Consider the following 11,185-nt stretch of genomic DNA (forward strand, 5'->3'; position numbering starts at 1 on the left):
CGGATCAAGCAAATGTCACGCAACAAGATACTGTCGCTGGCCGAGGCCGTTAAACGCTACAGCTGGGACGGCATGCAATACGCCAGTGGCGCAGCCCTGCCGGTCGGTTCCGACGCCGTCGTCTTCGGGCGGGAACTGCTGCGCCAACAGCGCCGCAATCTGCACGCACTGTTTCACTGCAATACGCAGCAATTGAACCTGCTAGCGGCCGCCGGTGCGGTCGATAAGGCTGAATGCGGCTTCTCAGGCCTGGAAGTATTCGGGTTCGCCAATGGCCTGCGCCGCGCCGTGGAATCCGGGCAACTGGCGCTGGAAGACTACTCCAACCTGTCGTTCAACCTGCGCCTGCTGGCCGGCGCGATGAACTGGCCCTTTGCCCCGGCGACGGTCAATATTGGCTCAGACATTCAGTGGCGCAGCGCCTTCGCGCCCGACGAACAACCCGCAAAGCACAAGATCCCCACCGTCACCGATCCCTTCAGCGGTCGTGAAGTGGGCGCTCTCAGCCCCCTGCAGCCGGACGTGGCCGCCATCCATGTCTCGCTGGCCGACCCACTCGGCAACGCCATCATGCTCGGGACCGAATGGAGCCGTTTCGAACTGTCCCGTGCCGCCAAGAAGGTCGTGCTGATCGCCGATGCCATCGTCGATACCGCTTGCATGCGCCAGTTCCCGAACCTGGTCCGCATTCCCGACATCATCGTCGAGGCGGTTGTTTACTGGCCGCTCGCCGCCTGGCCGCAATCCTCGCCCGGCTTCTACGACGTGGACGAAGCGCACATGAAGGCAATGAACAAGGCCCTGGCAAGTGCCGAAGGCACCGCCGAGTACATCAGCCGCTACGTCGAGGGCTACAGCGATATCGACAGCTACCTCGACATGATCGGCCGCGACACCGTCGAGCAGCTGTCGCAAACCGAAACCGCCTTCCTGCTCGATCCATTCCGCAAGTGGATCATGACCCCGGACGAAATCGCCGCCCTCAGCGCAGGAGAGAACTCATGAGCGCCAGCCTCGACTACACCCGCCAGGAGATGATGGCCATCGCCACCGGCCGCGAACTCCGTAACGACGATCTGGCCATTTTCGGGGTCGGCCTGTCGATGCTTGCCGGCTACTTTGCCCAGGCCTGCCACGCCCCCAACATCCGCACCATGACCGAAGGCGGCGTCTACGGCGCCACGCCCGTCGGCGGTCTGCCGTGGGGCATCGAATGCAACCGGATCTCGTCCAACGCGACCAGCTTCACCAACGCCATCGATGCCCTCGGCTTTCTCGTCGCATCGGGCCGCTGTGACGTGGGTATCATCGGCGCCGCACAGGTGGACAAGTTCGGCAACGTCAACACCACCGGCATCTGGGACGGCGACGGCACCATCGGTGACACCTACCGCCTGCCCAAAACCCGCCTGACGGGTGCAGGCGGCGCCAATGACATTGCCTGCGGCGCCGGCCGGGTGATCATCATGGTCACTCACGAAGCCAAGCGTTTTGCCGACAAGGTGAGCTACATCAGCTCCCCCGGCTACCTCGATGGCGGCAACGCACGGGAACGTTACGGCTTCGTCGGCGGTGGCCCGTCCGCCATCGTCACGACCCTCGGCATCATGAGGCCGGATCCCCAAACGAAGGAATTCGTCCTCGACGCCTGGTATCCCTTCTCCAGTATCGAAGAAATCCGCGCCAACACCGGCTGGGACCTTAAAGTGTCGCCCACCGCCCACGTCGTGCCCGAGCCCACCGCCAAGGAACTCGCCGCACTGCGCCGGGTGGACGAAACCGGCATGCTCCGCAAGAAATAAGGATCGAGAAAAACATGACTGAAAAGACTCTGCTCAGCGTCGATGACGCCGACACCGGCGTCCGCACGCTGACCCTCAACCGCCCCCAGGCCCGCAACAGCCTGTCCCAGCCCGCCATCCGCGAACTGCTCGCGGCCTTCCAGGAGATCGCCCGCGACGACCGCGTGCGCGTCGTCATCCTGGCTGGCGCCGGCCCGGCCTTCTGCGCCGGCCACGACCTCAAGGAGATGCGCGCCGCCGACTATGCGCCGGATTACGCCGAGGGTCTGTTTGCCGACTGCGCCGAGCTGATGCAGGCCATCGTCAATCTGCCCAAGCCGGTCATCGCCCGCGTGCATGGCATCGCCACCGCCGCCGGCTGTCAGCTGGTGGCCAGCTGCGACCTCGCAGTGGCCACCGACGATGCCCGCTTTGCGACACCCGGTGTCAATATCGGCCTCTTCTGTTCGACGCCGATGGTGGCCCTGTCACGCAACGTGGCCCCCAAGCACGCCATGCAGATGCTCCTCACCGGCGACATGATCGACGCGGCGACGGCGCTGCGCTTCGGCCTCGTCAACGAACTGGTGCCGGCCGCCGAGCTGGAAAGCCGGACCCTCGCGCTGGCCCGGCAGATCGCCTCCAAGTCGCCGCTGACCCTGGCCATCGGCAAGGAAGCCTTCTACCGCCAGGCGGCCCTGCCCCTCGATGAGGCTTATGCCTACACCCGGCAGGTGATGGTGGGCAACCTGCAGGCCCTCGACGCCCGCGAAGGCATCGACGCCTTCATCGACAAGCGCACACCGACCTGGTGCGGCCGCTGACGCGGGAGGACACAGCATGAGCGACATCAACACCCTGCGCCGGGTCCTTCGGGAGTCCAAGACCATTGCCGTCGTCGGCCTGTCGGCCGACTGGTTCCGGCCGTCCTACTTTGCCGCCAAGTACATGCAGGAGCATGGCTACAAGGTGATCCCGGTCAACCCGAAGTACCCCGAAATCCTCGGCGAGAAGTGCTACCCGGATCTGGCCTCCATCCCCGAGCCGGTGGACATCGTGGACGTGTTCCGCAAACCCGCCGACGCCCTGCCGATCGCCGAACAGGCCATCGCGATTGGCGCCAAGACCCTGTGGCTGCAGATCGGCGTGATCAACGAAGCGGCCCGGCAGAAGGCGGAGGACGCCGGCCTCACGGTCGTGATGGACCGCTGCGTCAAGATCGAATATGCGCGCCTTTTTGGCGGACTCAACTGGTTCGGCGTGAACACCAAGGTCATTTCCGCCCGCCGTCCACTCTGCCTCCCCTGATCCAGGATCACTGAACATGGCTGACCGTAATTACGGCTTCGACACCCTGTGCCTGCACGCAGGCCAAATCCCCGACGCGGCAACCGGCAGCCGCGCCGTCCCGATCTACCAGACCTCGTCCTACGTCTTCGACAGCCCCGAGCAGGCCGCCAGCCTGTTCAACCTGCAGACCTTCGGCAACGTCTATTCACGGCTCTCCAACCCCACCGTCGCGGTGTTCGAGGAGCGCATCGCGGCCCTCGAGAACGGCCGTGCGGCCGTCGCCACCGGCAGCGGCATGGCGGCCCAGATGATCGCCCTGCTCAACATCTGCGAAGCCGGCGACGAGATTGTGGCCGCCCGCACCCTGTACGGGGGTACCTACACCCAGCTCGACGTCAATTTCCGCAAGCTGGGCATCAACACGGTCTTTGTCGACGCCGACGACCCGGAGAGCTTTGCCCGGGCGATCACGCCGAAAACCAAGGCCCTCTACGCCGAAACCCTCGGCAATCCATCGCTCAACGTGCTCGACATCGAGGCGGTGGCCAAGGTTGCCAACGCCGCCGGCCTGCCGCTCTTCATCGACAACACCTTCGCCAGCCCTTACCTGTGCCGGCCTTTCGAGTGGGGTGCCGCGATCAGTGTCCATTCGGCGACCAAGTTCATCGGCGGCCACGGCACGACCATGGGCGGCGTCATCGTCGAGTCCGGTAAATTTCCGTGGGACAACGGCAAGTTCGCGACCATGACCGATCCCTCGCCGGGCTATCACGGCGTGCGCTTCTACGAAACCTTCGGCGATTTCGGCTTCACGATGAAGTGCCGCATGGAAGGGATGCGTACCTTCGGGCCGGTCCTGTCCCCCTTCAGCGCCTTCCAGTTGCTGCAGGGCATCGAGACGCTGCCGCTGCGCATGGACCGCCACTGTTCGAACGCCCTGGCCGTGGCGCGCTTCCTGGAGGCTCACCCGAAGGTCGAATGGGTCAATTACCCGGGGCTGGAGAGCAGCCGCTACCACGCCCTCGCCAGGAAATACCTGCCCAAGGGCGCCGGTGCGGTGCTCACCTTCGGCATCAAGGGCGGCGCGGCGGCGGGGCAGAAGTTCATCAACGCCGTGGAGTTCCTCTCCCACCTGGCCAACATCGGCGATGCCAAATCCCTGGTCATCCACCCGGCGTCGACGACCCACCGTCAACTGTCGGAAGAGCAGCAGGTTGCCGCCGGCGTACCGCCGGACCTGATCCGTCTTTCGGTCGGCCTGGAAACCCTGGACGACATTCTTTGGGACATCGACCAGGCCCTGGCCAAGAGCTGACAGCCCGGCTCCAGATCAGCGGCGTCAGAAGAGTCTGTGCACCGACCGGTGGTCGCCCCTGGGGCGGCCTCCGGCTCCCTGTATAATCGCGGCCTTTCCGTCTTACCGCACCGCATCATGTCCGCCACCCAGGAAATCGCCCGCCGTCGCACCTTCGCGATCATTTCCCACCCCGACGCGGGTAAAACCACGCTGACCGAAAAGCTGCTCTGGTTCGGCGGCGCCATCCAGGTGGCCGGCGAAATCCGCGCCCGCAAGGCTGCGCGCCACGCCACCTCAGACTGGATGGAGCTGGAAAAGCAGCGCGGCATCTCGGTCACCTCGTCGGTGATGCAGTTCCCCTACCGCGACTGCGTCATCAACCTGCTCGACACCCCGGGCCACGAAGACTTCTCCGAAGACACCTACCGCACCCTCACCGCGGTGGACTCGGCGGTGATGGTCATCGACTCGGTGAACGGCGTCGAAGCCCAGACCATCAAGCTGCTCAACGTGTGCCGCCTGCGCGACACGCCCATCGTCACCTTCATCAACAAGCTCGACCGGGAAGGCCGCGAACCCATCGACCTGCTCGACGAGATCGAGTCGGTGCTGGGCATGCAGTGCGCCCCGATGACCTGGCCGATCGGCATGGGCAAGCGCTTCCGCGGCGTGTATCACCTGTACAACGACACCATCCAGTTCTTCGACCCCAAGGCCGAAAAAGGCACCTCGGAAATCATCCAGGGCCTCGACAACCCGCGCCTCGACGAAGTGATCGGCGACCAGGCCGACGAGCTGCGCATGGACATCGAACTGGTCCGCGGCGCCTCCCACACCTTCGACCGCGAAGCCTATCTGGGCGGCAAGCAGTGCCCGGTGTTCTTCGGCTCGGCGGTGAACAACTTCGGCGTGCAGAGCCTGCTCGACGCCGTGGTGGATCTGTCCCCCGCCCCGCTGGCGCGCCCGGCCAAGACCCGCCAGGTGGCGCCCGACGAGGAGAAGTTCTCCGGCTTCGTCTTCAAGATCCAGGCCAACATGGACCCGAAGCACCGCGACCGCATCGCCTTCATCCGCGTCTGCGCCGGCCGCTTCGAACGTGGCGGCAAGCTCAAGCAGGTCTCCACCGGCAAGAGCCTGGCCATCAACAACGCCATCACCTTCATGGCGCAAGACCGCAACACCACCGACGAAGCCTGGGCCGGCGACATCATCGGCATCCCCAACCACGGCACCATCCACCTCGGCGACACCTTCACCGAGGGCGAGGACCTGCAGTTCACCGGCATCCCCAGCTTCGCGCCGGAATACTTCCGCCGCGCCCAGATCAAGAACCCGCTGAAGATGAAGCAGCTGCAGAAGGGCCTCGAACAGCTCGCCCAGGAAGGCGCCACCCAGCTGTTCCGCCCGACCACCACCAACGAACTGATCCTCGGCGCCGTCGGCACCCTGCAGTTCGACGTGGTCGCCCACCGGCTGGAGTTCGAATACGGCGTGGATGTGATGTTCGAATCCTGCAGCTACGCCACCGCCCGCTGGCTGCGCGGCTCCGACACCGACCTCAAGGCCCTCGCCGACAAGTCCCCCGCCAACATGGCGCTGGACGGCAACGGCGACTACGTCTATCTCGCCCCCAACCGGGTCAACCTGCAAATGGCCCAGGAACGCTTCCCCAACATCAAGTTCCTGGAGACGCGGGAAATCTACTGACCCTCCCTCCGCCGCCATTGTTGTTCTGTGAGGGCGAATGAATTCGCCCTCACAAGCCCCTCCGATTCGCCATTGGCATGCTCATTGCACTGGCATCGAGCATCTGCAATCGGAGGCGCATCATGCTCATCCAGCCCACCTCACGCCCTGCGTTTGCAGCAGAAATGCTGCGGACGACGTCGCTCCGGCAAACCCCGGCCGTTTCTTCGGCAAATACTGCCGATACCGTCCGCATTTCCCAGGCCGCACGGGACGCGCTTGCCGCCTCGGCCTCTTCCACGGCCAGCGATGACGATGGAGGCGTCGCAGCCCGGCTGGCGGAGATCAGGGCCCGCGGCCCGATCAACCGTTCCTCGGAAGATCAGGAATACCTGCTCACCAACGACAAGCGGCTGGCCGGGATCGTCGCCCAAGGCAAATCGCCCGACGAGCTGACCGCAGACGATCTCGATTACATGCAAAAGGCCACCGGGTTCGTCAACACCATGGCGAATCTCAGCCCGGCCGAAAAGGCGCTGTACGACAAGGCCGTGGCAAGCGGCAACAAGGCTGCCGCCGCCGGCATCGGCCAGATCGCCATGACCCGGATGATGGGGCACACGGCAGGCGGCGCCGGCGGCACCACCTACGATCCGCTCAACACGGCCATCACGGCGGCCAACATCGAGAAATACTTCAGCCACAGCATCGTCGACCCCAGCGGCAAGGCCACCTCCAACTTTCAGGCCTTGATCCGGTTCCTGCAAGCCAATCCAGCAGCCTGACGCCAGACGGTTGCGACCGCGATGCCCAGCCCCAAGCCGAGCCGCTCCGCACACGTCCTCCACGCCATCCGACACGCCCCGAAACCGATCCGACAGCCCCTGAGCCCGTCCGGGACAGACCGCCCCTATCCCGCCGATACTCCCGCCCTGTCCGAAAGCGTCTCGCGAGGAGCTCAAAGCTGCTCGCGAGGCCCACCGGGATAGGGACCGACTGTCCGGGCGCTCCTCGCGAGCAGCTCCGAGACAGCCCCGCCCTATCCCCCGCACCCAAGCGAGGGCTTCTGATATCGGACGGACCACCTCGGCGGGGGTCGCGAGGTCCTCCGGGATAGTCGGGAGTACCTCCAGGATGGTCGCGAGGCCATGCGACGGAGGGGCAATCACTTCAACCGGTATGGACGGGGGACTTGCAATCCATTCAGCATCAAAAGTACAGTCACCCAGCATTTAATCTGAGACAACAACCCGAAGTGGCGCAGCTTTGAGCCCTTGCCTCATCTGGCCCTCCCCGGGACTACACGTCAAGGCACAACGAAAACGCATGGGCATCATTACCAGAGAGGCACACGAAAGCGACGTTCCTGCAATCGCGGAACTCTTCGACCTGTATCGCCAGTTCTATGAACAACCGCCCAACATCACGCTCGCTCAGGCGTTCATCGCCGAGCGCCTCGCCAAGTCCGAGTCCGTGATCCTCGTCGCCGAAAGCGACGCGTCAGAGTTGGCGGGCTTTTGCCAGCTCTACCCGACTTTCTGCTCCGTGGAGGCGCAGCCCATCTATGCACTCTACGATCTCTTCGTGCGGCCATCCTCACGGAAGACCAGCGTGGGCCGCCTGCTCCTCCAGGCCGCCGAAGCCAAGGCGGCACAAGCAGGCAAGGCTCGCATGGACCTCACGACCGCGCGGACAAACAAACCCGCCCAGGCGCTCTACGAATCACTGGGTTGGATCCGTGATGAAGTCTTCTTCGCCTACAACCGGCGGGTTACGAAAGCACGCAACGAAAAGGAAAGAACATGCCGTCCATCGGAATAGGACTTCAACCCTGTTCTTTGCTGCTCACGCCGTGCGCATGGGCAGGCGGGCCGGAAATGTGCGGCTGCAGAGTTGATCCATGAAAAGACGGCAACCGCCTCTCGAAGCCGTCGGTCTGCCCGACCGTCTGCTCGCGGCGGTCCTCGCCCCCCTGTTCTTCAATATCTCCGTTCTTATCGTGATGCTCGTCATCTTCCGGCACAGCCCCAGACTGCCAAGGTTTCTCCTTGCAGGAGCAGACATTCCCGCGAGCCTGTTCGTCATGGGCCTGGCGCCGGCCCTGACGGGCTTCCTCGCCGGAACGGACCGGATGGTCAAGCTGCTCGGGCACTGCTTCTACACGCACCTCGAGAACGAGCAGAACATCGTCGTGACGCTCGTCATCTGGCTGGTGTTGCTCGGGTCTGCCTACGCCGTGTCGCAGTTGGTCTGATTGCCCAAGCCGTACTCATCCCCTGCACCAGACACCATGCCGACCATCATTTCCCACGCCGCAATTCCCCTCGCCATCGGCATCGGGCTCGGTCGCGGCAGGACTCCTTCCCGACTCCTGCTGGCCGGCGTAGTCGCTGCGATCGCCCCCGACCTGGACGTCGTCGCCTTCAAGCTCGGCATCGCTTATGCCGATGCATTCGGGCATCGCGGCGCAAGCCATTCGTTGATGTTCGCGCTGCTTATGGCGGTCGGCGCATCAGCCGCTGCGCCTCTGCTGCGCACGTCGAGGCTCACGTCCTTCCTGTTCGTACTGGCCGCTGCCGCATCCCATCCGCTCCTGGACATGCTCACCAATGGGGGCCTCGGCGTGGCGCTGTTCTGGCCGGTTTCGGATCTTCGATACTTCGCGCCGTGGCAGGTCATCGAGGTCTCACCCCTGTCCTTGCGGCGGGTGTTCAGCGCACAGGGGCTGGCGGTCATGCGCTCGGAACTCGCCTGGGTGTGGGCGCCGTGCGCGGTGGCGGCGGCCATCGGTGTGCTGATCCGTTGTCCCAATCCATCTGCCGGTCGAGGAAATCGCGCCTGAACGTTGCGTGACGCATCTTCGGGCGGCCATAAATAAAAACGGCACGGAGCCCCCAAGCATCCGTGCCGTTTTTCCATCCATGGCACCGCTTGCGCGGCGCCGTGGACTTGGACAATTACTTGCCGTTGTGCAGCTTGAAGACCCACACGGAACCGCCCTGTTCGAGGAAGTTCACGCGACGGGCCACGTCGCCGCCCCACAGGGGAACCGCACCGCCCCAGCCGGACACGACGGCCACGTACTGTTCGCCGCCTTCTTCCCAGGTGACCGGGGGAGCGACCACGCCGGAGCCGGTCTGGAAGGACCAGACTTCCTTGCCGGTCTTGGCATCCAGCGCCTTCAGGTAGCCTTCCGGGGTACCGTAGAAGCTCAGGTTGCCGGCGGTGGTCAGCACGCCGCCCCACAGCGGAGCGAAGTTCTTGTTCTCCCACACGATCTTGCCGGCGACCGGATCGACCGCGCGCAGCGCGCCGATGTAGTCGTCATGCAGGGCCTTGATGGTGAAGCCAGCGCCCAGGTAGGCCGCGCCGCGCTTGTAGGAGACAGGCTCGTTCCAGATGTCCATGCCCCACTCGTTGGCCGGCACGTAGAACAGGCCGGTCTTCGGGTTGTAGGCCATCTGCATCTGGTTCTTGCCGCCCAGGAAGGACGGAGCCGCGAACACGGTCTTGCCCTTCTTGCCGTCTTCGCCGGCCGCCGGGTTGCCCGGGCGGTTGTCGTCGTTGTAGATCGGACGACCGGTGGCCAGGTCGATGCCCTTGGCCCAGGTGATGTCCTTGACGAACGGGAAGGCGTTGATCAGCTTGCCGTTGGTACGGTCGATGACGAAGAAGAAGCCGTTACGGTCGGCCTTGCCGCCCGCCTTGATGATCTTGCCGGTCTTCGGATCCTTGTAGTCGAAGGACACGAATTCGTTCACACCGTCGAAGTCCCAGCCGTCATGCGGGGTGGTCTGGTAGTGCCAGACGATCTTGCCGGTATCTGGGTTGATGGCGACGGTGGCGGACGAGAACAGGTTGTCGCCGGGGCGCAGGTGGCTGTTCCACGGGGACGGGTTGCCGGTGCCCACGAAGATCAGGTTGGTTTCGGGGTCGTAGGTGGCACCGTTCCAGGTGGCGGCGCCGCCGGTCTTCCACAGGTCGCCGGTCCAGGTGGCGTTGAGGGTGCCGGAGATGCCGTTCTCGGTCTTCTGGCCGTTTTCCCACTTGTAGCCCATGTGGCCTTCGACGGTCGGGCGGATCCAGATCAGCTTGCCGGTCTTGGCATCGCGGGCTTCCAGACGGCCTTCGACGCCAAATTCGCCACCGGACACGCCGGTCACGACCATGCCCTTGACGATCAGCGGCGCGGCGGAAGCGGAGTAGCCGGCGGCGTAGTCGTCGATCTTCTCCTTCCACACGACCTTGCCGGTGTCCTTGTTCAGGGCCACGAGCTGGGCGTCGAGGGTCGCGAAGATGACCAGGTTGTCGTACAGCGCGGCGCCGCGGTTGATCACGTCACAGCAGGGCATGATGCCTTCGGGCAGGCGGTGCTCGTACTTCCACAGCTTCTTGCCGGTCTTGGCGTCCAGCGCAAAGATACGGCTGTAGGAAGCGGTCACGTACATCTTGCCGTCGAAGACGAGGGGCTGGGATTCCTGGCCGCGCTGCTTCTCACCACCAAAGGAGAAGGACCAAACGGGCACGAGGTTCTTGACGGTCTTGGTGTTGATCTTGTCCAGAGTGCTGTAGCGCTGGCCTTGCTGACCGAGGCCGAAATGGACGACGTCGCCGGTGGTCTTGGCATCGTTGGAGATGTCAGCGTCGGTGACTTCCTTGGCCTGGACGGAACCTGCAACCATCAGTGCCGCCGCGATCAGGGACAGCGCAAACGGTTTTTTCATTGTTTTGCTCCTTTGGATCATTGAGTGTCTCCTTTGAGAAGGTGCTGAAGCACGATCCGGGACGGCCACCTCCCGGCCCAACCGAAACGTGCTGCAGAGGCAAAAGCGCAAGAGCTGTGCCATTCCGTCCCGCCCGGGTCTCCATTTTTCCGGGTCGGGAAAAATTCCCGATACAAAACGGGCAGTTGGCGTCCGGGAAAACCCGCCGTCAAGACGCGACACCTGTCGCACCGTCTCATCCCGCCGATACATCTGCTTCATTCCACACCAAGTGCTCCAACTTGAAACAACCCGAAGCAGGACATGCTGCAGCGCATGAAAAACAGTCCTTCCTGCGGCGCATTCCACCACCCTGTGGGGGCGAATTCATTCGCCCTTCACCCGTTGATCAGCCTCCGCGGGCGAAT

At 64.1% G+C, this 11,185-nt stretch carries 11 protein-coding genes; 10 read left to right on the forward strand and 1 reads right to left on the reverse strand.

The annotated features are described in order from the left end of the window. Window positions 1-12: 12 nt before the first annotated feature. The 10 genes from B4920_RS16530 to B4920_RS16575 all read left to right on the forward strand — a co-directional run bounded on the left by B4920_RS16530 (window position 13) and on the right by B4920_RS16575 (window position 8,896). Window positions 13-1,005, forward strand: a complete 993-nt coding sequence (locus B4920_RS16530; RefSeq protein WP_079435736.1) for a CoA transferase subunit A — start codon at window positions 13-15, stop codon at window positions 1,003-1,005. Next, window positions 1,002-1,802 (forward strand): CoA-transferase subunit beta, encoded by an 801-nt coding sequence (locus B4920_RS16535; RefSeq protein WP_079435737.1) that lies wholly within the window; start codon window positions 1,002-1,004, stop codon window positions 1,800-1,802. The genes B4920_RS16530 and B4920_RS16535 overlap by 4 nt, the downstream gene beginning before the upstream one ends. A gap of 14 nt (window positions 1,803-1,816) precedes the next feature. After that, a complete protein-coding gene (locus B4920_RS16540) occupies window positions 1,817-2,605 on the forward strand; it encodes an enoyl-CoA hydratase (RefSeq protein WP_079435738.1) in 789 nt (262 codons plus the stop codon). A 16-nt stretch (window positions 2,606-2,621) separates the two neighbouring features. Then, the gene (locus B4920_RS16545; RefSeq protein WP_079435739.1) at window positions 2,622-3,089 is read left to right on the forward strand and encodes a CoA-binding protein; all 468 of its coding nucleotides are present in this window, start codon (window positions 2,622-2,624) and stop codon (window positions 3,087-3,089) included. Window positions 3,090-3,105: 16 nt separating this feature from the next. Continuing rightward, entirely contained in the window at window positions 3,106-4,386 is a 1,281-nt protein-coding gene (locus B4920_RS16550) for an O-acetylhomoserine aminocarboxypropyltransferase/cysteine synthase family protein (protein WP_079435740.1), read from the forward strand. 117 nt (window positions 4,387-4,503) lie between these two features. After that, window positions 4,504-6,075, forward strand: a complete 1,572-nt coding sequence (locus B4920_RS16555) for a peptide chain release factor 3 (protein ID WP_079435741.1) — start codon at window positions 4,504-4,506, stop codon at window positions 6,073-6,075. A gap of 122 nt (window positions 6,076-6,197) precedes the next feature. Continuing rightward, window positions 6,198-6,839 (forward strand): hypothetical protein, encoded by a 642-nt coding sequence (locus tag B4920_RS16560; RefSeq protein ID WP_139379538.1) that lies wholly within the window; start codon window positions 6,198-6,200, stop codon window positions 6,837-6,839. A 541-nt stretch (window positions 6,840-7,380) separates the two neighbouring features. Next, window positions 7,381-7,875, forward strand: coding sequence for a GNAT family N-acetyltransferase (locus tag B4920_RS16565; protein WP_079435743.1), 495 nt, complete (start codon window positions 7,381-7,383; stop codon window positions 7,873-7,875). A 79-nt stretch (window positions 7,876-7,954) separates the two neighbouring features. Beyond that, the gene (locus B4920_RS16570) at window positions 7,955-8,308 is read left to right on the forward strand and encodes a hypothetical protein (protein ID WP_079435744.1); all 354 of its coding nucleotides are present in this window, start codon (window positions 7,955-7,957) and stop codon (window positions 8,306-8,308) included. A gap of 36 nt (window positions 8,309-8,344) precedes the next feature. Further along, window positions 8,345-8,896 carry a metal-dependent hydrolase gene (locus tag B4920_RS16575; protein ID WP_079435745.1) on the forward strand — a complete coding sequence of 184 codons (552 nt, stop codon included), beginning with the start codon at window positions 8,345-8,347 and terminating at the stop codon, window positions 8,894-8,896. A 115-nt stretch (window positions 8,897-9,011) separates the two neighbouring features. On the opposite strand, the gene B4920_RS16580 is transcribed toward B4920_RS16575, so the two are convergent. After that, complete coding sequence (locus tag B4920_RS16580) at window positions 9,012-10,778, reverse strand: PQQ-dependent methanol/ethanol family dehydrogenase (RefSeq protein ID WP_305847119.1); 1,767 nt, start codon at window positions 10,776-10,778, stop codon at window positions 9,012-9,014. Window positions 10,779-11,185: the final 407 nt, after the last annotated feature.

This window comes from Zoogloea sp. LCSB751, assembly GCF_002028455.1.
Classification (GTDB): domain Bacteria; phylum Pseudomonadota; class Gammaproteobacteria; order Burkholderiales; family Rhodocyclaceae; genus Zoogloea.